General features: G+C 63.6%; 24 protein-coding genes and 1 tRNA gene. 19 read left to right on the top strand and 6 right to left on the bottom strand.

Annotated features, from left to right (window positions below):
- Window positions 1-63 precede the first annotated feature (63 nt).
- Together EJ068_RS10750 and EJ068_RS10745 are read left to right on the top strand one after the other, a co-directional pair.
- Window positions 64-723, top strand: a complete 660-nt coding sequence (locus EJ068_RS10750) for a peroxiredoxin (RefSeq protein WP_126080835.1) — start codon at window positions 64-66, stop codon at window positions 721-723.
- A gap of 45 nt (window positions 724-768) precedes the next feature.
- Entirely contained in the window at window positions 769-978 is a 210-nt protein-coding gene (locus tag EJ068_RS10745) for a hypothetical protein (protein ID WP_127250515.1), read from the top strand.
- A gap of 3 nt (window positions 979-981) precedes the next feature.
- On the opposite strand, the gene rpoH is transcribed toward EJ068_RS10745, so the two are convergent.
- Together rpoH and EJ068_RS10735 are read right to left on the bottom strand one after the other, a co-directional pair.
- The gene (rpoH, locus tag EJ068_RS10740; protein WP_126064089.1) at window positions 982-1,893 is read right to left on the bottom strand and encodes an RNA polymerase sigma factor RpoH; all 912 of its coding nucleotides are present in this window, start codon (window positions 1,891-1,893) and stop codon (window positions 982-984) included.
- Window positions 1,894-2,106: 213 nt separating this feature from the next.
- Window positions 2,107-3,171 (bottom strand): RluA family pseudouridine synthase, encoded by a 1,065-nt coding sequence (locus EJ068_RS10735; protein ID WP_127250513.1) that lies wholly within the window; start codon window positions 3,169-3,171, stop codon window positions 2,107-2,109.
- Between the two features lie 26 nt (window positions 3,172-3,197).
- Between EJ068_RS10735 and EJ068_RS10730 the strand changes: the two genes are divergently transcribed.
- The 3 genes from EJ068_RS10730 to EJ068_RS10720 all read left to right on the top strand — a co-directional run bounded on the left by EJ068_RS10730 (window position 3,198) and on the right by EJ068_RS10720 (window position 4,151).
- Complete coding sequence (locus EJ068_RS10730; protein WP_126080837.1) at window positions 3,198-3,581, top strand: fimbrial protein; 384 nt, start codon at window positions 3,198-3,200, stop codon at window positions 3,579-3,581.
- Window positions 3,578-3,991 carry a VOC family protein gene (locus tag EJ068_RS10725; protein ID WP_129554530.1) on the top strand — a complete coding sequence of 138 codons (414 nt, stop codon included), beginning with the start codon at window positions 3,578-3,580 and terminating at the stop codon, window positions 3,989-3,991. Before EJ068_RS10730 ends, EJ068_RS10725 begins: the two co-directional genes overlap by 4 nt.
- Window positions 3,992-4,076: 85 nt before the next feature.
- Window positions 4,077-4,151, top strand: a tRNA-Glu gene (locus tag EJ068_RS10720).
- 43 nt (window positions 4,152-4,194) lie between these two features.
- On the opposite strand, the gene EJ068_RS10715 is transcribed toward EJ068_RS10720, so the two are convergent.
- Window positions 4,195-4,449: a hypothetical protein gene (locus EJ068_RS10715; RefSeq protein ID WP_127250510.1), complete on the bottom strand. Its 255-nt coding sequence runs from the start codon at window positions 4,447-4,449 to the stop codon at window positions 4,195-4,197.
- Window positions 4,450-5,092: 643 nt separating this feature from the next.
- Here EJ068_RS10715 and EJ068_RS10710 point away from each other — a divergent pair.
- The 4 genes from EJ068_RS10710 (at window position 5,093) to EJ068_RS10695 (ending at window position 8,976) form a co-directional block, all read left to right on the top strand.
- The gene (locus tag EJ068_RS10710; protein WP_129554529.1) at window positions 5,093-6,634 is read left to right on the top strand and encodes a winged helix-turn-helix domain-containing protein; all 1,542 of its coding nucleotides are present in this window, start codon (window positions 5,093-5,095) and stop codon (window positions 6,632-6,634) included.
- 238 nt (window positions 6,635-6,872) lie between these two features.
- Window positions 6,873-7,454 carry a VOC family protein gene (locus EJ068_RS10705; protein WP_127250505.1) on the top strand — a complete coding sequence of 194 codons (582 nt, stop codon included), beginning with the start codon at window positions 6,873-6,875 and terminating at the stop codon, window positions 7,452-7,454.
- 23 nt (window positions 7,455-7,477) lie between these two features.
- Entirely contained in the window at window positions 7,478-8,350 is an 873-nt protein-coding gene (locus EJ068_RS10700) for a glutathione S-transferase family protein (protein ID WP_127250503.1), read from the top strand.
- Between the two features lie 281 nt (window positions 8,351-8,631).
- Window positions 8,632-8,976 (top strand): hypothetical protein, encoded by a 345-nt coding sequence (locus EJ068_RS10695; protein ID WP_245463453.1) that lies wholly within the window; start codon window positions 8,632-8,634, stop codon window positions 8,974-8,976.
- 17 nt (window positions 8,977-8,993) lie between these two features.
- Here the strand turns inward: EJ068_RS10695 and EJ068_RS10690 are convergent, their stop codons facing one another.
- Window positions 8,994-9,227: a hypothetical protein gene (locus EJ068_RS10690; protein ID WP_127250500.1), complete on the bottom strand. Its 234-nt coding sequence runs from the start codon at window positions 9,225-9,227 to the stop codon at window positions 8,994-8,996.
- A gap of 261 nt (window positions 9,228-9,488) precedes the next feature.
- Window positions 9,489-9,848, bottom strand: coding sequence for a hypothetical protein (locus tag EJ068_RS10685; protein ID WP_126080869.1), 360 nt, complete (start codon window positions 9,846-9,848; stop codon window positions 9,489-9,491).
- Between the two features lie 205 nt (window positions 9,849-10,053).
- On the opposite strand from EJ068_RS10685, the gene EJ068_RS10680 reads away from it, so the two are divergent.
- From EJ068_RS10680 to phoB, 7 genes are all read left to right on the top strand, one after another.
- Window positions 10,054-13,809 (top strand): PAS-domain containing protein, encoded by a 3,756-nt coding sequence (locus tag EJ068_RS10680; protein WP_129554528.1) that lies wholly within the window; start codon window positions 10,054-10,056, stop codon window positions 13,807-13,809.
- A gap of 490 nt (window positions 13,810-14,299) precedes the next feature.
- Complete coding sequence (gene pstS / locus EJ068_RS10675) at window positions 14,300-15,358, top strand: phosphate ABC transporter substrate-binding protein PstS (RefSeq protein ID WP_129554527.1); 1,059 nt, start codon at window positions 14,300-14,302, stop codon at window positions 15,356-15,358.
- Window positions 15,359-15,422: 64 nt separating this feature from the next.
- Window positions 15,423-16,409 (top strand): phosphate ABC transporter permease subunit PstC, encoded by a 987-nt coding sequence (gene pstC, locus EJ068_RS10670; RefSeq protein WP_127250499.1) that lies wholly within the window; start codon window positions 15,423-15,425, stop codon window positions 16,407-16,409.
- Between the two features lie 3 nt (window positions 16,410-16,412).
- Window positions 16,413-17,264: a phosphate ABC transporter permease PstA gene (pstA, locus tag EJ068_RS10665; RefSeq protein WP_127386020.1), complete on the top strand. Its 852-nt coding sequence runs from the start codon at window positions 16,413-16,415 to the stop codon at window positions 17,262-17,264.
- The gene (gene pstB / locus EJ068_RS10660) at window positions 17,261-18,064 is read left to right on the top strand and encodes a phosphate ABC transporter ATP-binding protein PstB (RefSeq protein ID WP_112129583.1); all 804 of its coding nucleotides are present in this window, start codon (window positions 17,261-17,263) and stop codon (window positions 18,062-18,064) included. Before pstA ends, pstB begins: the two co-directional genes overlap by 4 nt.
- 20 nt (window positions 18,065-18,084) lie before the next feature.
- Window positions 18,085-18,792, top strand: a complete 708-nt coding sequence (gene phoU / locus EJ068_RS10655) for a phosphate signaling complex protein PhoU (protein WP_042641610.1) — start codon at window positions 18,085-18,087, stop codon at window positions 18,790-18,792.
- Window positions 18,793-18,809: 17 nt separating this feature from the next.
- Window positions 18,810-19,499: a phosphate regulon transcriptional regulator PhoB gene (gene phoB, locus EJ068_RS10650; protein WP_010911896.1), complete on the top strand. Its 690-nt coding sequence runs from the start codon at window positions 18,810-18,812 to the stop codon at window positions 19,497-19,499.
- A gap of 162 nt (window positions 19,500-19,661) precedes the next feature.
- On the opposite strand, the gene EJ068_RS10645 is transcribed toward phoB, so the two are convergent.
- The gene (locus EJ068_RS10645) at window positions 19,662-20,897 is read right to left on the bottom strand and encodes an ROK family protein (protein WP_127252212.1); all 1,236 of its coding nucleotides are present in this window, start codon (window positions 20,895-20,897) and stop codon (window positions 19,662-19,664) included.
- A gap of 268 nt (window positions 20,898-21,165) precedes the next feature.
- On the opposite strand from EJ068_RS10645, the gene xylF reads away from it, so the two are divergent.
- From xylF to EJ068_RS10630, 3 genes are all read left to right on the top strand, one after another.
- Window positions 21,166-22,206, top strand: a complete 1,041-nt coding sequence (gene xylF / locus EJ068_RS10640; protein WP_127252211.1) for a D-xylose ABC transporter substrate-binding protein — start codon at window positions 21,166-21,168, stop codon at window positions 22,204-22,206.
- A gap of 144 nt (window positions 22,207-22,350) precedes the next feature.
- Window positions 22,351-23,703, top strand: a complete 1,353-nt coding sequence (locus EJ068_RS10635; protein ID WP_127252210.1) for a sugar ABC transporter permease — start codon at window positions 22,351-22,353, stop codon at window positions 23,701-23,703.
- Window positions 23,704-23,721: 18 nt separating this feature from the next.
- A complete protein-coding gene (locus tag EJ068_RS10630) occupies window positions 23,722-24,522 on the top strand; it encodes an ATP-binding cassette domain-containing protein (RefSeq protein WP_127252209.1) in 801 nt (266 codons plus the stop codon).
- Window positions 24,523-24,566 lie beyond the last annotated feature (44 nt).

The following is a 24,566-nucleotide window of genomic DNA, read 5'->3' as shown; positions in this document are numbered from 1 at the left end:
TTTGCAGCCGGCAACGGCCAGCCGCAGGCCGGCTACGGTTTTCAAAAAGGGTAGGGACAGGTCATGAGTCTTCGTATCAACGATGTCGCGCCGGATTTCACGGCCGAGACCACGCAGGGCACCATCAAGTTCCACGACTGGATCGGCGACGGCTGGGCGGTGCTGTTCAGCCATCCGAAGAATTTCACGCCGGTCTGCACGACCGAGCTCGGCACCATGGCGGGTCTCGAGGACGATTTCAAAAAGCGCAACGTCAAGATCATCGGCATCTCGGTCGATCCGGTGTCGAGCCACGAGAAGTGGCAGGCCGACATTAAGACCGCCACCGGTCATACGGTGCACTATCCGCTGATCGGCGACAAAGACCTTCACGTCGCCAAGCTCTATGAAATGCTGCCGGCGGGCGCCGGCGAGAGCTCGGAAGGCCGCACGCCGGCCGACAACGCCACCGTGCGCTCGGTCTATGTCATCGGCCCCGACAAGAAGATCAAGCTGGTGCTGACCTATCCGATGACCACGGGGCGCAACTTCGACGAGATCCTGCGCGTCATCGATTCCATCCAGCTGACCGCCAAGCACCAGGTGGCGACGCCGGCCAACTGGAAGCAGGGCGACGACGTGATCATCACCGCCGCCGTCTCCAACGAGGATGCGGTCAAGCGTTTTGGGGCGTATGAGACGGTGCTGCCTTATCTCAGGAAGACCAAGCAGCCGACGGCATGATTTTTCCTTCTCCCCGTTCACGGGGAGAAGGTGCCCGAAGGGCGGATGAGGGGCGGCGCGGCATTCGAGGCGATGGCGCCAATATTCAAACTCAACCGCTGCTCGAACGACAATGTCGCAGCGTCGGCGCTGGCCCTCATTGTCCTGCCGGACATTTCTCCCCGTATAGTGACGGGGAGAAAGGGCTGGTTCCCCGCTTTCGCCAAACAAAAAAAGGCAGCGCCGAAGCGCCGCCTTTTTCATTTCGTGCCTTGAGCTTTAAGCCGCCGGCTGCGCTTCGATGGTGCGTAGCGCCTGCATCTGACGCTTGGCGGCGGCCTTGACCGCGTCCTGCACCTTCTCGAAGGCGCGCACCTCGATCTGGCGCACGCGCTCGCGGCTGATGTCGAACTCGGCCGAGAGCTCTTCCAGGGTCAGCGGCTCTTCGGCAAGGCGGCGCGCCTCGAAGATGCGCCGCTCGCGGTCGTTGAGCACCGACAGAGCGCCCGACAGCATGGCGCGCCGGCTTTCCAGCTCGTCCTGCTCGATCAGCATCTCTTCCTGGCTTTCGTGGTCGTCGACCAGCCAGTCCTGCCATTCGCCGGACTCGCCCTCGCTCGCCCGGATCGGGGCGTTGAGCGAAGCGTCGCCCGACAGGCGGCGGTTCATCGACACCACTTCCGCCTCGGAAACGTTGAGGCGGGTGGCGATCTCGGCAATCTGGTCGGGCTTCAGGTCGCCATCATCGAGCGCCTGGATCTTGCCCTTCACCTTGCGCAGGTTGAAGAACAGACGCTTCTGGTTGGCGGTGGTGCCCATCTTGACCAGGCTCCACGAGCGCAGGATGTATTCCTGGATCGAGGCCTTGATCCACCACATGGCATAGGTGGCGAGCCGGAAACCACGCTCCGGTTCGAATTTCTTAACGGCCTGCATGAGGCCGACATTGCCTTCCGAGATCACCTCGCCGATCGGCAGGCCGTAGCCGCGATAGCCCATGGCAATCTTGGCGACGAGCCGCAAATGGCTGGTGACGAGCTTGTGCGCAGCCGTGGTGTCCTGATGCTCGGCGTAGCGTTTCGCGAGCATGTACTCTTCCTGCGGCTGAAGCATCGGAAAGCGGCGGATTTCTTCCAGGTAACGGGCGAGACCGCCTTCACCGGAAACAATACTGGGTAATGATTGGGCCATGATAGCGCCCCCTCTCTCTTTGGAGTGGATGCCCCCGAAACGCGGCGGGCACACGTCACGGATGCCAAAGGCTCATCCGCGACAACTTCTGTATATAGGAACAAAACCAGAAAAGACAGGCATTTGTTCAACGCTAAACAGTCTGTCACGTTGAAGTGAACAACGCCGGTCAGGTTTTTTGATGGCTGGTTTGCAGCTTGTTGGCGGGTCGGTTCAAAGTTTTCGGAAGTCGACGACGAGTTCCTCCATGTCTCCCGGTATCGGCGCTTCGAACCTCATCGTTAGATGGGTGGTCGGGTGCTCGAATTCAAGGAGCCAGGCATGCAGGGCCTGCCGTGGAAAGGCTTTGACCTTGGTTTTCAAGGGTTCCGGCAGCCGGTTGGCTTTGGTGCGGAACGCCTGGCCGTAGTCCGGATCGCCGACAACCGGATGGCCGATATGGGCCATGTGGACGCGGATCTGGTGGGTGCGGCCGGTCTCCAGCCGGCATTCGACGAGGCTCGCGGTGGCGAAAGCCTGCTGTCCTTCGCCGAAGCGCTCGACGACGCTGAAATGAGTGACGGCATGGCGGGCATCGTCGCGGCCCTCGGGAACGACGGCACGGCGGACGCGGTCGGCGGCTCGGCCGAGATGGGCGTCGATCGTGCCGGTCGGCCGCTGCGGAATGCCCCAGACCAGCGCCAGATAGGCGCGTTCGAGATCGCCGGTGCGGCCGTGATCGGCAAAGGCTTCCGACAGGGCCTTATGCGCCCGGTCGGTCTTGGCCACCACCATGACGCCGCTGGTTTCCCTGTCCAACCGGTGGACGATACCAGGCCGTTTGACGCCGCCGATGCCGGACAGGCTGTCGCCGCAATGATGGATCAGCGCATTGACCAGCGTGCCGGTCCAGTTGCCGGCGCCGGGATGCACGACCAGCCCCGCCGGCTTGTTGATCACGATCAGCTCGTCGTCCTCGTAGAGGATGTCGAGGGGAATGTCCTCGCCTTGCGGTTCGGCCGGCTCGGGCGCGGGCACCAGAATCTCGATCCGCTCACCGGCGATCAGCTTGCGCTTGGTTTCCAGCACCGGCTTGCCGGCGATGGAGACGGCCCCCTGTTTGATCAGCGCCTGCACGCGGCTGCGCGAAAGCTCCGGCCCGAGCCTGGCGGCGAGCCACTGGTCGAGGCGCTGCCCGGCGGCGTCGGCGCCGGCCTCCAGCGCGACGGCTTCGCCGGATTCCTCGTCCGCCGATTCGTCCTCTATCAATATCGGGGTCTCTTCGTTATGAGCGCTCATCGAAACCCGTTGCGGATTGTTTAGCCATGGCCCGGCCGGTCGCCGAAGAAGATGAGGAAAAGCCGCTCGACCCCGCGGCCGAGAATGTGCGCCGCAAGCTCGTCCGCTTCATGATCGTCAATCTCGGCCTTCTGTTCCTCGCCCTTATGGTGGTGATCGGCGCGCTTGTCTACAAAGCCCGCAACGCACCGGTGGCCGGATCAGCGCCTGCCGGCGATGTCCAGGTTCCGGCCGGCGCGTCGCTCTCCGGCGACATCGTGCTTCCCGTCGGCGCCAAGGTGGTCAGCCAGTCGCTCTCCGGCAACCGCCTGTCGATCGACACCGAGCTTGCCGACGGCAGCCGGTCGATCTTCGTCTACGACATCGCCGAGCGCCGCATCATCGGCCAGTTCGCGATTCGCAACAAATGAGCGGCTTTGCCGAACGCCGCAGCGTTGCGACCGTCGCGCTCGTCGTCGGCAATTACGACGAGGCGGTTCGCTGGTATGTCGAGCGGCTCGGCTTCGTGCTCATCGAGGATGTCGACCTTGGCGGCGGCAAGCGCTGGGTCACCGTCGCGCCGGCCAAGGGCCAGGGCGCGCGGCTGCTCCTGGCTGAAGCTTCCGGCGAGGAGCAGGCCAGCCGCATCGGCAACCAGACCGGCGGCCGGGTTTTTCTCTTTCTCGAGACCGACGATTTTTCCCGCGACCACCAGGCGATGCTGGCGAAAGACGTCGAGTTCCGCGAGGCGCCGCGCCACGAACCCTATGGCACGGTGGCGGTGTTCTCCGATCTTCATGGCAATCTCTGGGACCTGATCGAGCCGAAACGGCAGTCCTGACACAGCCAATCCGTAAAGTGGTTCAGGCGTCAGAAACCCCAGTTGCTTTTTCCCGGCCGCCAGCCTATGTAGCCGGTTCTTGAGCGCGCCCATCGTCTAGCGGTCAGGACACCGCCCTCTCACGGCGGGAACAGGGGTTCGATTCCCCTTGGGCGTACCAAGCTTCCGAAAACCCGACGTTCGAAAAGACTCCAGCAGGCGGATCACTCCGCAGCAAGGGCGACGGCGGCAGCGAAACCGGCCTTGGTTCTTTCGCGTGATGCCTGTTCCAACAACCTCGACAGGTGCTGGAGGTGCATCGATTGCGCATCCTCAAGCAATTGCAGAAAGTTGGATGCGTTGCCCCGCGGCAACCGGCGGCGCTTCAGCGCGGCGATGCGCGCCCGCTGGCACCTGATGTGCCGCTCCGCTTGCAGAACGTGCCGTTCCGCCATTTGGATGTCGTCAGCCAGTGCCATCAACCGCTAAACGGTCACTGCGGGCAAAGAGTTCCGTAAGGGAAACCGCTGTCTTAAAACGCAGCCCGTGATTGGAGCCCCAGCTATAGTTGCCGGCGGCGGATAGTTCGGCTAGCTCCCCAAAGGCTTCCACGATCCCGGCGTGCCGGCAGCTTCGGCGAGATCGATCTTGTTCATGAGAGCGTTGTACGGCCTGCCGGAAATCGCCTCTCGAAGTCGGGAACGAGCTCGACCATACGCGTCACCACCTGCAGGCGCGTCACATCCGACACTATGATCGCGCAGACGATGATTATTTCACCGGCGAAAGGTCCCACCAGGACTTTGAACGTTTCCGCATGCGCAGCCACGAGCCTGCGGGTTCGCCAGACCGCTCGACGGACTCTGTATAGTGTCTTTGTTGTTCGGCATAGAAGGCCATGTAGCGATCGAGCGCGGCACGGAACTCCTCCACACGTCCGGGAGGGCTTTGAGCCGGCCGTATAGTTGGGGCTTCAGTTGTTATCGTCGGGTAATCGCGGCTCCCAGGCATTGCACGCTCTCCTGTGGCTGAGCTGGAGCCAAGATGTCGGGCCGCCTGCAAAACGTATCGAAGCGCGGCCGAACAGTTCCGAAAATCGCCGAAAACACATAATGTCTCGCAATGCCGGAGCAGCGGCTCGCATTTGGTCCTTTTGTGCTCAGCCCCGAGGCGGGAACGCTTCTGAGGCAGGGCCTGCCTGTCGCGATCAGCTACCGGGGGCTGCTGCTCCTATCGGCGATGGCAAGGAACGCCGGTGAGGTCCTGACCAAGTCCGAACTACTGGACGCCGCTTGGCCGGGGACCGCAGTCGAGGAAAGCAATCTCTCGGTCCAGGTCGCGTCCCTTCGGCGCCTTCTCGGCTCCATGGCAGACGGAACAGAGTGGATCGCAACCGTTCCGCGGGTTGGTTACCGTTTCACCGGCGCGATCGAGAGGCTCGACGAGGCAGCAGTCGCGCGAAATTCTGCGGAGCCTGAGCCTTCGATTGCCGTGCTCCCTTTCGTCAACCTGAGCGACGATGCCGAGCAGCAATATTTTGCCGACGGTCTCGCTGAAGATATCATCGTGCGGCTGGCGCGGCTGCGGTGGCTGTTCGTCTGCGCCCGCAACTCGTCCTTCAGCTACAGGAACAAAGCCATCGACGTGAAACAGGTCGGGCGTGAACTCGGAGTCCGCTACGTGCTGGGCGGCAGTGTCCGCCGCTCGGGTCAGCGGCTCAGGATCAGCGCCGAGGCGAGTGACACCTCCAGTGGGCGCCAAGTATGGACAGAGCGATACGACGTCCAACTGGCTGATTTCTTCACGCTACAGGATCAGATCGCCGATAGCGTCATCGGTGCCGTCGAACCTAAACTCTATGCGGCAGAGCATCAGCGTTACATCAGCCGGCCTCCCGCCAGCCTGGACGCCTGGGGCTTCGTAATGAAGGCGATGCCTCACATATGGAGCTGGAGCTCGGAAAGCGAGCTCGCGGTCGCCGAGCAACTGCTACGCAGGGCTCTAGACGCTGACCCGGACTACCCGCGTGCCAATAGCCTGTTCGCCTGGACGATGGCTTCCCGGGTGCTGCTCGGATTGGCGCAGCCGGCCGAGGTTCTTCCGAAGGCGAATGAGATGGCTCAGCGAGCCATTGCGCATGATGCTGACGATCCTTGGACGCATTTCGCTGCCGGTTACGTGCACATGATGGCACGCCGAACGCAGGCGGCCGTCACCGCACTAACCGATGCGATCACGCTCAATCCAAATCTGGCCATCGCTCATGTCATTCTGGGCGCCGCGTACGGCTTTGGAGGAATGCCGGAGGACGGCCTGCACCATCTCGCGATCGCCGAGCGACTTAGTCCGCGCGATTCCACGCAGCAGCCGGGAGTATTGACCGTGACCGGGATGTGTCACTTCGTTGCCCAACGATACGTCGACGCAGCGAGTTTCGAGCACCGAGCAGTGCAGCTTCGGCCACATTTTGGCGCTGCGTGGCGTACGCTGGCCGCCGCGGCAGGAATGGCAGGGGATCTCGATGAGGCGACGCATGCCCTTTCAGAGGCGAAGCGACTCCATCCAACGCTGTCGGTCCAATGGGTGGAGAAATATTACCCGATGGTCAGGGAACAGGATCGCGCCGCCTATATCGAGGGGCTGCGGACCGCCGGCCTCGAATGATGTACGCGTTTCGAGGAGCCTTGCCTCGCGAGGCGCAACTGTCACGGCGGGAATAGGGGTTTATTCCCCAGTCATACAAGGTCTCTCGGTCCAGGTTCAGATCTAGCGGCACATGTCCCTTCTGGCGTGGTGTCGCGGATTGAATTAGCATTGCATCATGCTTCCTGGCGGAAGGCACCAGGGGATACGTTTCGAACTTGCCCGGCGGAAGAGGCGAGCGGAACGCGGGGAGGAACCAATGCGGAAGCTGCAGTCGCAAGGCGTTCATCACATCACGCTGGTCGGCGCCGGACGCCAGACCTCGATCGACTTCTGGGAAGGGGTGCTCGGCATGCCCTTCATCTTCGAGCAGCCCAATCTCGACAAGGCGAGCGAGAGCCATCTCTATTTCGATCCGGGCGACGGTCGCCTGATCACGGTCTTCACTGACGAGAGCCGCATCCCGGTCAAGCGGCGGACGCCGACCGATATCGGTTGCGTCCATCACATCGCCTTCGCGGTGTCGCGGGTCACCTTCCTGCAGGCGGTTGCGCGACTCGACGAGCGCGGCATCAAGCACAGCGGCGTCAAGGACCGCGGTTTCATGGATTCGATCTATTTCGAGGACCCGCTGGGGCTGCTGATCGAGCTTGCTTCCTACCGTTTCGAGCCGCCGGCCGGCTTCACCCATGCAGACGTGCTGATGGAGGCGCACAAGATCCGCGTGGCACGCGGCGACTACAATATCGCCGAACTCCATCTGGCCGACGCCATTCAGGCGCTGGTCGAGCGGTCGCGCGAAACCCTGTCGGACGAGCGGACGGCGAAGAATCCATATTGAGCAAGCCATAAGGGGAGGAACAGATGGCAAAGGCTGCAGCGAAGAGCGTGAAGAAACCCGCGGCCAAGGCCGCGGCAAAGCCGACCGCGAAGGCGGCGGCAAAAGCTGCGACGGCAAAGGCCGCGCCCAAGGCGACAACTAAGTCCGCGCCTAAAGCGACGGCAAAAGCCGCACCTAAAGCCAAGGCCAAACCGGCCAAGAAGCCCGGCATAAAACTCAGCATGCTGAGGCCGAGCGTCAACAACCTGACGGTCAGGGTGTTCGTGCGCGCGGCAGGGCTCGATCCCGCCGAGACCGATGCCTGGGGCCATACGCGCTCGCCTGAGTTCCTGGCGCGCAATCCGGCGCATCTGACGCCGATGATCGAGGACAAGGGCCTGCCGCGCGGGGTGCTGTGGGAAAGCTGCGCCATCATGCAGTATCTCGCCAACAAGCACGGGCTGGAGAAGTTCTATCCGAAGGCGCCGGCCAAGCGGGCAATGATCGACAGCGCCATGTTCTATCTGATCGGAACGCTTTATCCCTATGTCGCGCGCGCCACCTATCCGGCGCTCGGCTTCCCGCAATATGCCGGCGAGGTCGGCCACAGCGACGCCCATCCCGACAAAAAATCGGAAGCGCAGAAGGCGGCGATGGCCGCGATCGCCGAGCCGCTCGAGGTGTTTCACTCTTTCTTCCGCAACGGCAAACCGTTCATCGGCGGCAACAACCCCTCGATCGCCGACATAAGGCTGGGGGCAACGCTCGAATTCCTGGCGGTCGTCGACTATGCGCTGCCCAAATGGGCGAAGGAGTACATGGCGGCCCTGGAGAAGAAGCTCGGCAAGGCTTATGCCGAGCCGGCCGGCGACGTGCGCGGCTACATCGCGCATGTGAAATCGCAGGCCAGGGCGTAGCGGTCCCCGGCGTTAAGGTTTCGTTTACCTAAGACCTGTCTACTGGGTTGAGACCTCGCTGCGACCACGGATGTACTGGCGCCATGACGAGGCAAGGGAAAGGTCGGCTCAGTGCCGGCCTTTTGCTTTTTCGCTGCCATCGCCGAAATCACGACAGTATGATTGCACCCCGACGGGTGGACTGAAAGCCTATTGTCATCCTCGTCACGGATCGTACGATACCGTCCGGGGCAGAGCGACGGCGACGAGGACCTGCGACGAACACGGCAAGATTTCTGATGATGTCGGGGGCGCTGTCGGTTGTGCCCTTTCCAGCGGCCGCCACCGCACCGCTCAACGGCATGAACGAGGTCGGCGCCGCCCTGCTCGCCTGCTGGACGCCGCCGGCCAACTCCGACAATTCCTCGGTCACGCTCAGCTTCAGCTTCAAGCGCGACGGCACGCTGATCGGGCCGCCTAACACAACCGCCATCCATGTCGGCGGCGACGACAAGGCGCGCAAGGCCTATGTCGATGCGGCGATAAAGGCGCTGAATGACTGCCTGCCGCTCAGCCTTTCGCCGGCGCTGGCGCAAGGCATTCCCGGCAACGTCTTCACGCTGCAGTTCAACTCACCGAAGAAATGAGCGGCAGGCTCACCGTTTCAGGTCAGGCCGCCCGCGCCTGACCTGGCGCGCCTGAGTTGGGCATGTTTTTCCAACTCCGGCATCTCGAAGACATAGTCGCTCCAGGCCGAGTCCGGGATCTGCCCGGCCAGATAACAATCCAGCAGAAGGTTCTGCTCCGGGGTAAGGGGCCTCGGCGCCTGCTCATGATCCAACCCAAGCGAATGGATCAGGTTCCTGGTCAGGCCAGAGACGGTGAAGTGAATGGACATCTTCAGTCTCCTGGGTGCAGCGCGGATCACCAAAGCGCGTCGCGATCCTTCCGATTCGCTCATGCGCTTTGGGTCTCTATTTTACGCATGTCTTTATCCCGAAACCGGTTCCCACTTTCGGGAGACATGCTTTAGTGCCGGGAAACGTCCACCACCGGTCAAAGGTTTCACCAGCAATCGGTGATCGCGACGGCGGCTCGGTTTTTTACGCCGGCTGTTGTTCGACGCTGTCCGGCCGGCACTGGGCCCACGGATTGAAGGTTATTCGCAGATGACGCGATAGCGCTTGCCGTCTTCGCCGACATTCCTGCAGGTGAGGGGGCTCTGCTCGCCGGATGTCGGGTCGGGCAGATCCCGCCCGAAGGACGGTTTCGTCGAAGCGGGCCTGGAATGGCGCCGGACGGTCGGGCTCGCCGGCAGGCTTGCCGGCGCGCTCGGCGGCGGCGGAAACACATCCGACACGATCTGCCGCGAGGCGGTCGTTCCCGGCGGCGCCTCGTCCCAGACACGCCTGACATCCATCCGGCTTGGAACGATCACCGTGCCGTCGTCGCTTCGCGTGCAGGCGCCCGCTGCAAGCAGCGCCGGGCACAGGACGAAAGCGGCGATTCGATTGAACATTAGCAACACCTCAGGTGCTTTATAGTGTGTCGTCGCCTCAATCGCCAACAGTCGGATTACCGCAACCGGTGCCATGATGCTGGTTTTCTCAACGGCATCGAACGGCAGGTGGTTGCGATCCATTATGGTTAGCGGATCGTTAATGCTTGTCAGGCACATTTCCGCGACGAACCGCGAAGGGGGGTTCGGTTGGGGTGGCAACAGCATGGCGGACGTGGACAAGACGAGTGGGACTGGCGGCATGCGCGACCCCCTCGACGCAACGGTTGCGCATGACGACGACACGCCCGCCGACGAGGGCGGCGAGCAGCATCTTGCCGATCTCGAACGAACGATGGACGCCATGCGCATGGGCGTCGTGCTTCTGGACGCCCGGCTCGACACGCTGATCATCAACAAAGCCTACCGGGAGTTTTCCAGGATCCCCGACGGGGTGGTGACCATCGGCGCGCCATTCAGCCGCCTCATGGATCTCAATCGCCGCAACGGCATCTATGGCGAGATCGACGAACAGGAGTGGCAGCGCTACCTTGCCAGCCGAATCGCGGAAATTCGTGCCGGTTCCGTCGCGCCGCGCGAGTTCGTCCATGCCGACGGCCGCACGATGATATTCTCGGTGACGGCGTTGTCCGGCGGCAAGCGCCTGTTGACCTACTATGATGTCACCGAGGTCAAGCGCCGAGACGCCGAGATCGAAAGAGCCAATGCCAGGACGGCCGAGACGTTCAGCAATCTCAGCCTGATGGTCGATTCGATGCCGATCGGCGTCATCGTTGTCGATGCCGAATTGCAGGTCGAGGTGATCAACCGGGCCTTCTACGACTTCTGGGAGGTCGATCCGCGGCGCGCTCCAGCCGGCATCTCTTTTCGCGACCTAATGGAAGCCACTCGTGCCGCCGATCCGTTCGGCGGCGAGGAGCGGAACTGGCAAAGCCATGTGGCCGAGCGGGAATCCGAAATCCGGGCCGGCGCCGCAGGCTCCAGGCATTTGCCGCGCAGCGACGGCCGTACGCTGATCGCCTCGCTGGCGCCGCTTCCGGGCGGCAAGCGGCTGATCTCCTATGTCGACATCACCGACATGAAGCAGCGCGAGACCGAGGCCGAGGACGCGCGCAGGAACCTCACCACCGTCCTGGAGTCGCTGCCGGCGGGCGTCATCATCTACGACCGCGACGACCGCTTCGTCTTCGCCAACCGCAAGCTGCAGGACACGCTGCCGGCGCTGAAGCCGGCCTGGCAGCCGGGCCGCACATTCCGCGAGGCATTGTCTCTCGGCCATTCGGTCGGCTATTTCCGCTCGAGCGGCGACACTGAAATCGACGGTCTGTACGGCGTCGACACCGAGCGCTGGCTCGACGCCATGCTCAGGCGGTACCGTTTGCCAAATTCCGCCTACGAGCGCCTCAACGCCGACGGGCGCTGGTACCAGGTCTATGACATGCGCACCGATGACGGGACGTTCATCGGCGTGCGTGTCGATATCACCGACATCAGGGTCCGCGAAAAGGCGCTGCGCGACTCCATGCGCCAGATCGACCTCTACCGGCACGTGATGGATGAGCTGCCGGTGGCGGCCTTCATCAAGGCCGACGATCTCAGCATGGAATTCGTCAACAAGGCCTGGTGCGCGCTGACCGGATTCGCCAAGGACGAGGTGCTCGGCAAGACGGATCGCGAGCTTTTCGCGTCGGAAGAGGCGGACGGCTTCAGCAATGACGATACCGAAGTCGTGGCAACTGGCGCGGGGCGCGAGGTCGAGGAGGCTGTCACCCATCGCGACGGCACCGTGCGGCAGCTGATGACGCGCAAGAGCCGGCTGGTGGCCATTGACGGGTCGGTGCATCTGGTCGGTTCCAGCACCGACATCACCGACGTCAAGGCGCGCGAGCAGGCGCTTCGGCAGAGCATGAGCGAGAACGAGGTGTTCCGCAGCCTGATCGACAATGTGCCGGTGTCGATCTACGCCAAGCGTTCGGACCTCAGGCAATTCTATGTCAACAAGGGCTGGTGCGATCTCACCGGCTTCAGCAAGGAAGAGGCGATCGGCAAGACCGGCGTCGAGATATTCGGCGCCGACGGCGAAGCCTTCGTCGCCGGCGACCTTGCCGTGCTGCGCACCGGCGAAACTCAGGAGATCGAAGAGACGGTGGTGCTGCCGGACGGCAGCGTCAGGCACCAGTTCGCGCGCAAGGGCGCGATGATCGCCTCCGACGGCTCGCTCTATCTCATCGGCTCCACCACCGACATCACCGAGCTCAAGCAGCGCGAGGCCGAGCTCAGCGAAGCACAGCGGCGCGCCGTGCTCGCCGACCGGGCCAAGTCGGAATTCCTCGCCAATATGAGCCACGAGATCCGCACGCCGATGAACGGGGTCCTTGGAATGGCAGAGCTTTTGGCAAAGTCGGACCTCGATCCGAAGCAGAAGACGTTCACCGACATCATCGTCAAATCCGGCAACGCGCTGCTCACCATCATCAACGACATCCTCGACTTCTCCAAGATCGACGCCGGCCAGCTGGTGCTCGACCCGGCGCCATTCAATCTTGCCGAGGCGATCGAGGATGTGGCGACGCTGGTCTCGACGCGCGCCAAGGAGAAGGACCTCGAGCTCATCGTGCGCGTCCAGCCGGGGCTCGACGGCCAGTTCGTCGGCGATGTCGGCCGCGTCAGGCAGATCGTCACCAACCTGCTCGGCAACGCGGTGAAGTTCACCGACGAGGGCCATGTGTTGGTCGATGTGACGGGCGAGCGGGTTCCCGCGGGAACGAAGCTCACCATTTCCGTGACGGATACCGGCATCGGCATTCCCGAGGACAAGATGAAGCTGGTGTTCGAGAAGTTCAGCCAGGTCGATACCTCCTCGACCAGGCGGCACGAAGGCACCGGCCTCGGCCTCGCCATCACCTCGCGGCTGGTCTCGATGATGGGCGGCGAGATCGGCGTCGACAGCGCCGAGGGCAAGGGCTCGACCTTCTGGTTCACGGTCACGCTGCCCCGGGCCGAGCAGGGCGGGCAGCGCATCACACCGGTCGACGTCACCGGCGCGCGCGTGCTCATCGTCGACGACAACGCGGTCAACCGCTCGATCCTGAGCGAGCAGATGGCGTCGTGGACGTTCGATGCCTGCGCTGCCGAAAGCGGCGCCGAAGGGCTTAAGGTGCTGATTGCAGCCGCTGCCTATGGCGTGCCGGTCGACTGCGTCGTGCTCGACTACCAGATGCCGGGCATGACCGGCGCCGAGATGGCGCGCATCGTGCGCAACACGGCGGGCCTGGCGCATACGCCCATCATCATGCTGACCTCGGTCGACCAGTCACTTGCCAACACTGCGTATCGCGACCTCGGCATCGATGCGCAGCTTATCAAGCCGGCGCGCTCCTCCGTCCTTCTGGAAACGCTGGTCGCGACCATCCAGCGTCATCGCCACAGCAGCGCCGCGGCGCAACCCGCCGTTGGCGGCAGCCTATCGCAAGCCGCGCCGGCGCAGACGGCGACGTCGGACCGCGCCATGCTGCAGCCGCCGCCCGTGCGAGCGCGCCAACGACCGGCCGAAGCCGAGCGCGGGCTCGACATCCTCGTCGCCGAGGACAATGAGGTGAACCAGATGGTGTTCACCCAGATCCTTGGCGAGACCGGCTACCGCTTCGAGATCGTCGGCAACGGCCGCACGGCGCTCGATGCTTTCGGCAAGCTCAATCCGCGCATGATCCTGATGGACGTGTCGATGCCGGAAATGAACGGGCTGGAAGCAACAGGCGCCATTCGCAAGCTCGAGCAGGACATGGGCACGCATGTGCCGATCGTGGGCGTCACGGCGCATGCGCTGAAGGGCGACCGCGAACGCTGCCTCGAGGCCGGCATGGACGATTACCTGCCGAAGCCGATCAGCCCGCGGGCGCTGCTCGAAAAGCTCGAGCGCTGGCTGGGTTCGGATATCGAGACCCGGCGCAGCGCGGGTTAAAGCGAATTTAGCCGGCAGGCGGGCGCAAGGCGTTGACGTATGCGTATGGTGCGATCGCACCATATCAAAGCCAACGCCAAGCTCTGACAATCGTAGCATTGATTCCGCTCTTCGGTTACGGGCGGGAGCAGCGACCGCCAACAAGAAACAGCGTCGACTCTACCCCAACGGACCTGTTTTCGGCGATGGCCACGCCATGATCCGCTCTGGCATGCAGGCAACGCGCTCTCGTCCGGATTTTATTTCCCGGCGGCCGCGATCCGGCCGCCGGGATAATTTTTGATTCAAAAGTCAGACAAGTCGCTGATTCCCGCGGCAAACTCCGGCCGGCCCGCAGAGACCGCCGGAAGCCCTTCCGAGCATCCCCGTTCAGGCGTTACCGGGCTGACACGAAACTGTCATGCGACTGTAATAATCGAAGTCTATTGCGCTCACCGGGCGCCGATAGAACGGGTGCCGAAAGACCATCTTCCGAACAGGAGCAGGCCACATGAGACATTTCATCCGCTCTGCGGCCGTTGCGATTGCAATGGCTGCGGCATCAACCCTTAGCATCTCCGCCGCGATGGCAGCCGATATCTCCGGCGCCGGCGCCACCTTCCCCTATCCGATCTATGCGAAGTGGGCCGACGCCTACAAGAAGGAGACCGGCATCGGTCTCAACTACCAGTCGATCGGCTCCGGCGGCGGCATCAAGCAGATCAAGGCCAAGACGGTGACCTTCGGCGCTTCCGACGCGCCGCTGAAGGGCGAGGATCTCAACTCCACCGGGCTCGCGCAGTTCCCGATGGTGATGGGCGGCATCGTTCCGGTCGTCAACCTCGAAGGCGTCAAGCCGGGCGAGCTGGTGCTCGACGGCCCGACGCTGGCCGACATCTTCTCCGGCAAGATCACCAACTGGAACGACGAAGCGATCAAGAAGCTCAACCCGGACGTTAAGCTGCCCGACCAGGCGATCGCGGTCGTGCACCGTTCGGACGGCTCGGGCACCACCTTCAACTTCAGCTACTATCTGGCCGACGTCAGCGCCGACTGGAAGTCGAAAGTCGGCGTCAACACCGCGCTCGAGTGGCCGGTGGGCATCGGCGCCAAGGGCAATGAGGGCGTCGCCAACAACGTCTCGCAGACCGGCGGCGCGATCGGCTATGTCGAATATGCCTATGCCAAGCAGAACAAGCTGACCTACACCGACCTGATCAACAAGGACGGCAAGAAGGTCGAGCCGACCGCCGCCGCCTTCTCGGCCGCCGCTGCCAATGCCGACTGGAACTCGCAGCCGGGCTACGGCGTCATCCTGGCCAACCAGACCGGCGCCGAAACCTGGCCGATGACGTCCGCCACCTGGATCCTCGTCTACAAGAAGCCCGACGATGCCGCCGCCACCGGCGAGGCGCTCAAGTTCTTCGCCTGGTCCTACGCCAAGGGCGACGAGCTGGCCGCCAGCCTGGACTATGTTCCGATGCCCGACGCGGTCGTGAAGAGCGTCGAGGAAATGTGGGGCAAGGACATCGTCGACGCGAATGGCAAGCCGCTCTATTCCGGCATGTAATTCTGACGAACAAGGGAGGGCGCTTCCGGCGCCCTCCCGTCTCTTTCGAAATGCGAGGGGCTAGATGAGTGCCGTTTCCGAAGCCGCGACATCGTCCGCCATGCGGACCAGGGAAGCGACAGTGCGCCGCTTTGCCTTCACCGACATGGTCTTCCGGGCGGCCACGCGCGCTTCCGCCATCCTCGTGCTGGTTCTGCTCGGCGGGGTCGCCATCTCGCTGATCGCCGGATCGTGGGAAGCGCTGTCGAAATTCGGCATATCCTTCCTTTCGACCGAATCCTGGAACCCGGTCACCGAGAATTTCGGCGCGCTGGCGCCCATCTACGGCACCATCGTCACCTCGGCCATCGCCATCATCATCGCCGTGCCGATCGGCATCGGCATCGGCGTCTTCCTGACCGAGCTCTGCCCGCGTCCGCTGCGGCGCCCTATCGGCATCGCCGTCGAGCTTCTGGCCGGCATCCCCTCGATCATCTACGGCATCTGGGGCCTGTTCGTCTTCGCGCCGTTCCTGCAGACGACGATCCAGCCCTTCATCATCTGGCTCTTCAAAGGCGTCCCCGGCCTCAACAGCCTGTTTGCCGGCCCGCCCTACGGCATCGGCCTGCTGACCTCCTCGCTGATCCTGGCCATCATGGTGCTGCCCTTCATCACCTCGATCACCAAGGACGTGTTCGACACGGTGCCGGCGGTGTTGAAGGAATCGGCATACGGCATCGGCTGCACGACCTGGGAGGTGACGCGGCGCGTGACCATTCCCTACACCCGCGTCGGCATCATGGGCGGCGTCATGCTCGGCCTCGGCCGCGCGCTCGGCGAGACGATGGCCGTCACCTTCGTCATCGGCAACGCGCATCGCATCAGCGCCTCGCTGTTCGCGCCGGGCACGACGATCTCGGCGACGATCGCCAACGAGTTCACCGAGGCCGATGGCGCGATCTACACCTCCTCGCTGGTGGCTCTCGGCCTGATCCTGTTCATCATAACCTTCATCATCCTGGCGCTCGCACGCTACATGCTGCTGCGCATCGATAGCCGCACGGGAGCCTGACCGATGGCGACTGCCCAATCGCTTCACCAGAGCCGCAAGCGCAAGAATGCCGTGATGATGGCGCTGTGCGTCATAGCCGCCGGCATCGGGCTGGCCTGGCTGGCGCTGATCCTTGGCGCTCTGCTCTACAAGGGCCTTTCGGGGGTGAACCTTGCCGTGTTCACGGAAATGACGCCACCGCCCGGCGATGCCGGCGGCCTGCTCAACGCCATCTACGGCAGCATCGTGATGACGATCATCGGCATCGTCGTCGGCACGCCGATCGGCGTGCTGGCCGGCACCTACATGGCCGAGTACGGCCGCTTCTCGAAGCTGACCACGGTGGTGCGCTTCATCAACGACATCCTGTTGTCGGCCCCTTCGATCATCGTCGGCCTGTTCGTCTATGAGCTGATGGTGCGGCCGATGGGGCACTTCTCGGCCATCGCCGGCGCCGTCGCGCTGTCCATCCTGGTGATCCCCGTCGTGGTGCGCACCACCGAGGACATGCTGAACCTCGTGCCCAACGCGCTGCGCGAGGCAGGCACCGCCATCGGCGCGCCGCGCTGGGTGGTGATCCGCTCCGTCGCCTACCGCGCGGCGCTGTCCGGCATCGTGACCGGCATATTGCTGGCGATCGCCCGCATCTCCGGCGAGACGGCGCCGCTGCTCTTCACCGCGCTCAACAACCAGTTCTGGTCGAGCAATCTCAATGCCCCGATGGCCAGCCTGCCGGTGACCATCTTCCAGTTCGCTCTCAGCCCTTACGAGGAATGGCAGCAGCTGGCCTGGACGGGCGCACTCATAATCACCTTGACGGTTCTCGGGCTGAGCATCATCGCCCGCAGCCTAACCGGACGCAGAGAGGACAGATGAAACCGATGTTGTCCACCGACCTGAACGTAGCCGACACGACCGTCGAGAAGGCCAAGATCGAGGTCAAGAACCTCAACTTCTACTATGGCCAGTCGAAGGCGCTGAAGGACATCAACCTGTCGCTGCCCGAGCGCAGCGTGACCGCCTTCATCGGGCCGTCGGGCTGCGGGAAGTCGACGCTGCTGCGCGTCTTGAACCGCATCTACGAGCTTTATCCGAAGCAGAGCGCCGAGGGCCAGGTGCTGCTCGACGGCAAGAACATCCTCGATCGCTCGCAGGACCTCAACCTGCTCAGGACCAAGATCGGCATGGTGTTCCAGAAGCCGACGCCGTTCCCGATGTCGATCTACGAGAACATCGCCTTCGGCGTCAGGCTCTATGAGAAGATCAGCAAGGCCGAGATGGACAGCCGCGTCGAGTCGGCGCTGAAGCGCGCGGCGCTGTGGAACGAGGTCAAGGACAAGCTCAACGCCAGCGGCCAGAGCCTCTCGGGCGGCCAGCAGCAGCGCCTTTGCATCGCCCGCACCGTCGCGGTGAAGCCGGAGGTCATCCTGCTCGACGAACCGGCCTCGGCGCTCGATCCGCTCTCGACCGCCAAGATCGAGGAGCTGATCGACGAATTGCAGGCCGACTACACGATCGTCATCGTCACCCACAACATGCAGCAGGCGGCGCGCGTGTCGCGGCAGACGGCGTTCATGTATCTGGGCGAGCTGGTGGAATTCGACCGGACCGAGAAGATATTCACCTCGCCCCGCGAGAAGCGCACCCAGGACTACATCACCGGCCGCTTCGGCTGAGCTCATACGAGGACAACATCATGGCCGAACATACCGTCGCCTCGTTCGACGAGGATCTGAGGCAGATCAGCCGGCTCATCAACGACATGGGCGATCTCGCCGGCTCCATGGTCGGCGGCTCGACCAGGGCCCTGCTCGAAAGCGACAATGCGCTGGCGCAGCGCGTCGTCTCCGACGATGCCATCATGGACGCGCGTCAGCGCGAGCTTGACGACCGCGCCATCACGCTGATCGCCAAGCGCCAGCCGATGGCGGACGATCTTCGCCACGTGGTCGGCTCGATACGCATGGCGGGCGACCTCGAACGCATCGGCGATCTCGCCAAGAACATCGCCAAGCGCGTCGGGTCAGTCGGCGTCAGCACTGCCCCGCGCGACCTCACGCATTCGATCGATTCCATGGCGCAACTGGTGCTGATCCAGGTCCAGGGCGTGATTCAGGAATATACGGTGGGTGATGCCACGGCGCTGGCCAAGCTTCGCAACGACGACGAACGCATCGACGTCAAATACACCTCCGTCTTCCGCGAGCTGTTGACCTACATGATGGAAGATCCACGCAACATCACCGCTTGCACGCATCTTCTGTTCTGCGCCAAGAACCTCGAGCGCATCGGTGACCATGTGACCAACATCGCCGAGAACGCCTATTATGTGCTGACCGGCACGCAATTGCCCGCCAACCGTCCCAAGCAGGACGAGACGGCAATGTCGGCGCCGGCCGCCTGACGGAAAAGGTTACCCCGATGATCGCGCCACGCATCATGGTGGTGGAGGACGAGGAGCCGCTGGGGGTGCTGCTCCGCTACAACCTCGAATCCGAGGGTTACCAGGTGGAAGTGGTGACCCGCGGCGACGAGGCCGAAATCCGCCTTCAGGAAAATGTTCCCGACCTGCTCGTGCTCGACTGGATGGTGCCGGCGGTCTCCGGCATCGAGCTCTGCCGGCGTCTCAGGATGCGGCCCGAGACCGAGCGGCTGCCGATCATCATGCTGACCGCGCGCGGTGAAGAAAGCGATCGGGTTCGAGGTTTGTCCACCGGCGCCGACGACTATCTGGTCAAGCCGTTCTCGACGCCGGAGTTCATGGCGCGCGTCAAGGCGCTGCTGCGCCGCGCCAAGCCCGAGGTGCTGTCCAGCGTGCTCAAGGTCGGCGACATCGTGCTCGACCGCGAATCGCACCGCGTCTATCGCAAGAAGAGCGAGATCAGGCTCGGCCCGACCGAGTTCCGCCTGCTCGAATTCATGATGCGGCATCCCGGCCGCGTGTTCTCGCGCAGCCAGCTGCTCGACAATGTCTGGGGCGAGACGATCTATATCGACGAGCGCACCGTGGACGTGCATGTCGGCCGCCTGCGCAAGGCCGTCAACAACGGCCGCATGCCCGACGTCATCCGCACCATCCGCGGGGCGGGTTATGCAATCCGGGAAGACTAGGGATATGCTGATATTCAGGTGAGGCCGGCCTGCGAATGGCGGCTTCCTGCGCTTCCGGTACTCACGTACCAAAAAGTACGCTCCGCTCCGGTTCTCGGAATCCACCATTTTCGACTCGGCCTGACCGGAATCTCAGCATATCCCGGCGCTTGAGCTTGCGGCTTATGCGACGTGCTTGCCCGCTCTTGCCTGGACACCCGGCGCGAAAATCTCCTGGTCGACGAAGGTCAGCGCGCGGGTGGCGCAGCCTTCGCGGATCAGCGGCAGCTCGTTCGGCTCGGTGTCGAAGGAGATCGAGCTCGAGTGCTGGCCGCCGGCGGTCTGGGCGATCGCCTCCCTCAGCGCCGGCTCGATCAGGTCGAAGGCGGCCGCGCTGACGCCGACCATGGCGACCGGCGCCGGGTCGATGAGGGCGAACAGGCTGCCAAGACCGAAGCCCAGCGCCTCGCCGGCCCGACGATAGGCTTCCCGTTCGGGGCCGTCCGCCTGTCGGGCCTTTGCGGCCAGCGCGCGCATGTCGGCGTCACCGACATCGGTCGGTGCGGCGTCCTCGCTTATCCCCATGGCGCTGCGCCAGATCGCGTAGTTGCCGGCATAGGCCTCGACGCAGCCGCGGCGGCCGCAGCGGCAAAGCGCGCCGCCCGGACGATGGATCATGTGGCCGAACTCGCCGCCGGAGGAATGCGAGCCGGTGAACAATTCGCCCTTCAGCACCAGGCCCATGCCGATGCCGTGCGAGAGCAGGATGGCGATGAAATTGTCACGATAGCGCTCGGGATCGCGCCATCGCAGCGCCACCGCCATCATGTTGCAGTCGTTCTCCATGGTGGCAGGGATGCCGAATTCCCTCTCCAGGATGTCGGCGAACGGAATGTCGGTCAGCGGCGTGATCGGCGACCATAGCATGGCGCGTGCGTGGGAATCGGTGATGCCTTGAATGCCCATGGCGATGCGGGCGACGCTGCCCACGTCGAGATCGGGGTCCTGCAGCCGGCGCCGGACGATCGCCAGGCATTCGCCGATCAGCTCGTCGCGCGGCATGACGAGCGTGTCCAGGCGCCGCTGCTCCTCGGCGATCACCTGGCCGGCATAGTCGATGACGGCGACGGACAGGAAGTTCAGCGACAGCACCACCGTCAACACCGCGGCGGCCTCGGGATTCAGCGCCAGGCCGATCTGCGGCCGGCCGCGCTTCAACGCCGTCGGCTCGCTGGCCTTGCTCTCGGTGAGGATGCCCTCCTGGATCAGATCGGCGGAGATCGCTGAAATGGTCGAGTGGCTGAGGCCGGTGGTGGCGGCAATTTCCGTCCGCGATGGCTGGCCGGCGCGGCGCACGGCCGAAATCACCATGGCGCGGTTGCGCCGGCGCAAATCGTCGTGACGGATTCCGACCGACATCGTCTCGCACGTCCTCCCGGTCATCGCGGCCTTGTGATGATGCCATGGCCTGTCGCTGACACGCTAGGGATAGTGGCAGAAGCCAAAGCCGATGTCATTATTTATTGCGGACTCCGAAAAAAATCCCTGGGCCCATCAAATGCCATCAGAATCTCGGTTGACAGCTTCATTTCGCTGGATCACTATTTTTTTGAGGCTCGAAAAAAAGCCTCTATGCCGGCCTTCGGGCCAGTCTGGGTCGCGCCGCACAAGGCGCAGGGAGGATATCATGAAGAAATTCGCAGCCGCCATTCTGGCGGGCGTAGCCATGTCGCTGACGCTGCCTTCGGTCGCCGAGGCGAAGGACAAGGTGATCGGCGTCTCGTGGTCGAATTTCCAGGAAGAGCGCTGGAAGACCGACGAAGCGGCGATGAAGGCCGCCATCGAGGCCGCCGGCGACAAGTATATTTCCGCCGACGCGCAGTCCAATCCGGGCAAGCAGCTGACCGACGTCGAAAGCCTGATCTCGCAGGGCGCCAATTCGCTGATCATCCTGGCGCAGGACGCCTCGGCGATCGGCCCGGCGGTGCAGAAGGCGCTCGATGAAGGCATCCCGGTCGTCGGCTACGACCGCCTGATCGAGAACAAGGACGTTTTCTACCTGACCTTCGACAACAAGGAAGTCGGCCGCATGCAGGCCCGTGAGGTGTTCAAGGCCAAGCCCGAAGGCAACTACGTCTTTATCAAGGGCTCGGGTTCCGATCCGAACGCCGACTTCCTGTTCTCGGGTTCCATGGAAGTGCTGAAGGAGGCGATCGACAGCGGCAAGATCAAGAATGTCGGCGAGGCCTATACCGACGGCTGGCTGCCCGCCAACGCGCAGAAGAATATGGAGCAGTTCCTGACCGCCAACGACAACAAGGTCGACGCGGTCGTGGCCGCCAATGACGGCACCGCCGGCGGCGTCGTCGCGGCGCTGACGGCGCAAGGCCTGGCCGGCACCGTTCCGGTCTCGGGCCAGGACGGCGACCACGCGGCGCTGAACCGCATCGCGCTCGGCACGCAGACCGTGTCGGTGTGGAAGGATGCGCGCGAGCTCGGCAAGAACGCCGCCGAGATCGCCTCGCAGCTCGCCGACGGCAAGAAGATGGGCGACATCGCCGGCGCCAAGGACTTCACAACGCCTGGCGGCAACACCGTCAAGTCGCTGTTCCTGACCCCGATCGCGATCACCAAGGACAATCTCAACCTCGTCATCGACGCCGGCTGGATCAAGAAGGACGAAGTCTGCGCTGGCGTTGCCGCCGGCAGCGTCAAGGTCTGCAACTAAGCTCGCCGACTTAAACCAAAAACTTCGCGCCGCGGCCGGAAAGCCGCGGCGTTTTCTCGAAGATTTACCGTCCCGCCTCGAGCGGATAGCTTCTAGGCTTGCTCCGGCATCCGCGTCAGACGGCAGGCCGGCAGGAGGAATTTCATGACCGACACGACGTCCACCCAACCGGCAGACACCGCGCGTGCCTCGGAGCTGGGCACCGTCGCCCGGTTCCTGAAGGCAACCGAGCTGGACACCCGCATGCTCGGCATGATCGGCGCGCTGCTGCTGATCTGGGGCGGACTGCATGTGATCTCCAGCCTGCGGCTTGGCGTCAATCCGCTCGACTTCGACAGCCGCACTTTCCTGACGCCGCGCAACCTCTGGAACCTGTCGGTGCAGACTTCGGCCGTGGCGATCATGGCCTCTGGCATGGTGCTGGTCATCGTCATGCGCAACATCGACCTGTCGGTCGGATCGGCCGAAGGGGTGATCGGCATGGTCATGGGTTTTGCCCAGGTGCATTTCCTGGTTCGCTTCGTCGGGCTCGAGCTCGGCAACCCGTGGATCTGGGTGCTGGCACTGCTGATCGGCCTGGCGCTCGGCCTCCTCATCGGTGCCTTCCAGGGCTTCGTCATCGCCTATCTCGAAGTGCCGGCCTTCATCGTCACGCTGGGCGGATTGCTGGTGTGGCGTGGCGCTGCCTGGTGGGTCACCAGCGGCCAGACCGTCGCGCCGCTTGACGCCACCTTCCAGCTGATGGGCGGCGGCCCGGCGGGCTCGATCGGCGCCAAATGGAGTTGGGTCGTCGGCATCGTCGCCTGCCTGGCGGTCATTTTCATGCATTATAACGGTCGCGTGCAGCGCAAGCGCTTCCGCTTCCCGCTGCGTCCGGTCTGGGCCGAGACGCTGCTCGCTACGGTCACCTGCGCGATCATCCTGGGCGCTGTGTGGCTCGCCAATTCCTATCCGTGGCCGGTCGGCATCGTGAACCGCTATGCCGCCGCCAACAACATCACCGTTCCCGAAGGCGGACTGTTCATCGCGCATGGCATAGCCATTCCGGTGCTGATGGCGGTCGCCGTCGGCCTGATCATGACCTTCGTCACCAAGCGCACGCGCTTCGGCCGCTATGTCTTCGCCATCGGCGGCAATCCGGAAGCGGCCAATCTCGCCGGCATCAACACGCGCTGGATCACCATGAAGGTGTTCATGATCATGGGCGTGCTGGCGACAATCGCGGCGGCGATCTCGTCGGCCAGGCAGAATTCATCCACCAATGCGCTCGGAACGCTGGACGAGTTGCTGGTCATCGCCGCGGCCGTCATCGGCGGCACGTCGCTCGCCGGTGGTTCCGGAACCGTGCTCGGCGCCATGCTTGGTGCGCTGCTGATGCAGTCGCTGCAGTCCGGCATGGTGCTGCTCGGCGTCGATTCGCCGCTGCAAAGCATCGTCGTGGGCGCCGTGCTGGTCGTGGCGGTGTGGCTCGACACCCTCTATCGCAAGCGGGCCTGATCAGGGAGGAGAAACAACATGGCTGACAAATCCGCTCCCGCCGGCGTTTCACTGGTCGACATGCGCAACATCTCGATCGCCTTCGGCGGCATCCGCGCAGTCGACGACGCGTCCGTCGATCTTTTCCCCGGCGAAGTGATGGCGCTGCTCGGCCACAACGGCGCCGGCAAGTCGACGCTGATCAAGATCCTGTCCGGCGCCTACAAGCGCGACAGCGGGCAGATCTTCATCAATGGCGAGGAGGCTTCGATCTCCAACCCGCGCGACGCCAAGAAATACGGCGTCGAGACGATCTACCAGACGCTGGCGCTGGCCGACAATGTCGATGCCGCCGCCAATCTCTTCCTCGGGCGCGAGCGGATGACCGCCTGGGGCACGCTGGACGACGTCGCAATGGAAGCCGAGGCGCGCAAGGTGATGGGCCGGCTCAATCCGCGCTTCCAGCGCTTCAAGGAGCCGGTCGTCAAGCTGTCGGGCGGACAGCGGCAGTCCGTGGCGATCGCGCGCGCGATCCTGTTCAATGCCCGCATCCTGATCATGGACGAGCCGACGGCGGCGCTCGGGCCGCAGGAGACGGCGCAGGTCGGGGAGTTGGTCAAGCAGCTCAAGGCCGACGGCATCGGCATCTTCCTGATCAGCCACGACATCCACGACGTCTTCGAGCTCGCCGACCGGGTCTGCGTGATGAAGAACGGCCAGGTGGTCGGCACCGCGCGCACCACCGATGTCACCCAGGACGAAGTGCTCGGCATGATCATTTTGGGCAAATGTCCGCCCGGCGCCATTCCAGGCCCTGGCGCGCTGAAGATCGCGGCCTAAGCCCAGGCATATAGCCGGCTAATTGCTGGCTGCGTGATGTACCA

The organism is Mesorhizobium sp. M2A.F.Ca.ET.043.02.1.1 (assembly GCF_003952405.1).
Classification (GTDB): Bacteria; Pseudomonadota; Alphaproteobacteria; order Rhizobiales; family Rhizobiaceae; genus Mesorhizobium.
Note: the sequence above shows the minus strand (reverse complement) of the source record. Positions and strands in the feature narration are given on the sequence as shown.

Excerpts from the sequence above, each read along its gene's own strand:
- EJ068_RS10750 (WP_126080835.1), top strand. The coding sequence starts at position 64 with ATGAGTCTTCGTATCAACGATGTCGCGCCGGATTTCACGGCCGAGACC.
- EJ068_RS10745 (WP_127250515.1), top strand. The coding sequence starts at position 769 with ATGAGGGGCGGCGCGGCATTCGAGGCGATGGCGCCAATATTCAAACTC.
- rpoH (WP_126064089.1), bottom strand. The coding sequence starts at position 1,893 with ATGGCCCAATCATTACCCAGTATTGTTTCCGGTGAAGGCGGTCTCGCC.
- EJ068_RS10735 (WP_127250513.1), bottom strand. The coding sequence starts at position 3,171 with ATGAGCGCTCATAACGAAGAGACCCCGATATTGATAGAGGACGAATCG.
- EJ068_RS10730 (WP_126080837.1), top strand. The coding sequence starts at position 3,198 with ATGGCCCGGCCGGTCGCCGAAGAAGATGAGGAAAAGCCGCTCGACCCC.
- EJ068_RS10725 (WP_129554530.1), top strand. The coding sequence starts at position 3,578 with ATGAGCGGCTTTGCCGAACGCCGCAGCGTTGCGACCGTCGCGCTCGTC.
- EJ068_RS10715 (WP_127250510.1), bottom strand. The coding sequence starts at position 4,449 with ATGGCACTGGCTGACGACATCCAAATGGCGGAACGGCACGTTCTGCAA.
- EJ068_RS10710 (WP_129554529.1), top strand. The coding sequence starts at position 5,093 with ATGCCGGAGCAGCGGCTCGCATTTGGTCCTTTTGTGCTCAGCCCCGAG.
- EJ068_RS10705 (WP_127250505.1), top strand. The coding sequence starts at position 6,873 with ATGCGGAAGCTGCAGTCGCAAGGCGTTCATCACATCACGCTGGTCGGC.
- EJ068_RS10700 (WP_127250503.1), top strand. The coding sequence starts at position 7,478 with ATGGCAAAGGCTGCAGCGAAGAGCGTGAAGAAACCCGCGGCCAAGGCC.
- EJ068_RS10695 (WP_245463453.1), top strand. The coding sequence starts at position 8,632 with ATGTCGGGGGCGCTGTCGGTTGTGCCCTTTCCAGCGGCCGCCACCGCA.
- EJ068_RS10690 (WP_127250500.1), bottom strand. The coding sequence starts at position 9,227 with ATGTCCATTCACTTCACCGTCTCTGGCCTGACCAGGAACCTGATCCAT.
- EJ068_RS10685 (WP_126080869.1), bottom strand. The coding sequence starts at position 9,848 with ATGTTCAATCGAATCGCCGCTTTCGTCCTGTGCCCGGCGCTGCTTGCA.
- EJ068_RS10680 (WP_129554528.1), top strand. The coding sequence starts at position 10,054 with ATGGCGGACGTGGACAAGACGAGTGGGACTGGCGGCATGCGCGACCCC.
- pstS (WP_129554527.1), top strand. The coding sequence starts at position 14,300 with ATGAGACATTTCATCCGCTCTGCGGCCGTTGCGATTGCAATGGCTGCG.
- pstC (WP_127250499.1), top strand. The coding sequence starts at position 15,423 with ATGAGTGCCGTTTCCGAAGCCGCGACATCGTCCGCCATGCGGACCAGG.
- pstA (WP_127386020.1), top strand. The coding sequence starts at position 16,413 with ATGGCGACTGCCCAATCGCTTCACCAGAGCCGCAAGCGCAAGAATGCC.
- pstB (WP_112129583.1), top strand. The coding sequence starts at position 17,261 with ATGAAACCGATGTTGTCCACCGACCTGAACGTAGCCGACACGACCGTC.
- phoU (WP_042641610.1), top strand. The coding sequence starts at position 18,085 with ATGGCCGAACATACCGTCGCCTCGTTCGACGAGGATCTGAGGCAGATC.
- phoB (WP_010911896.1), top strand. The coding sequence starts at position 18,810 with ATGATCGCGCCACGCATCATGGTGGTGGAGGACGAGGAGCCGCTGGGG.
- EJ068_RS10645 (WP_127252212.1), bottom strand. The coding sequence starts at position 20,897 with ATGTCGGTCGGAATCCGTCACGACGATTTGCGCCGGCGCAACCGCGCC.
- xylF (WP_127252211.1), top strand. The coding sequence starts at position 21,166 with ATGAAGAAATTCGCAGCCGCCATTCTGGCGGGCGTAGCCATGTCGCTG.
- EJ068_RS10635 (WP_127252210.1), top strand. The coding sequence starts at position 22,351 with ATGACCGACACGACGTCCACCCAACCGGCAGACACCGCGCGTGCCTCG.
- EJ068_RS10630 (WP_127252209.1), top strand. The coding sequence starts at position 23,722 with ATGGCTGACAAATCCGCTCCCGCCGGCGTTTCACTGGTCGACATGCGC.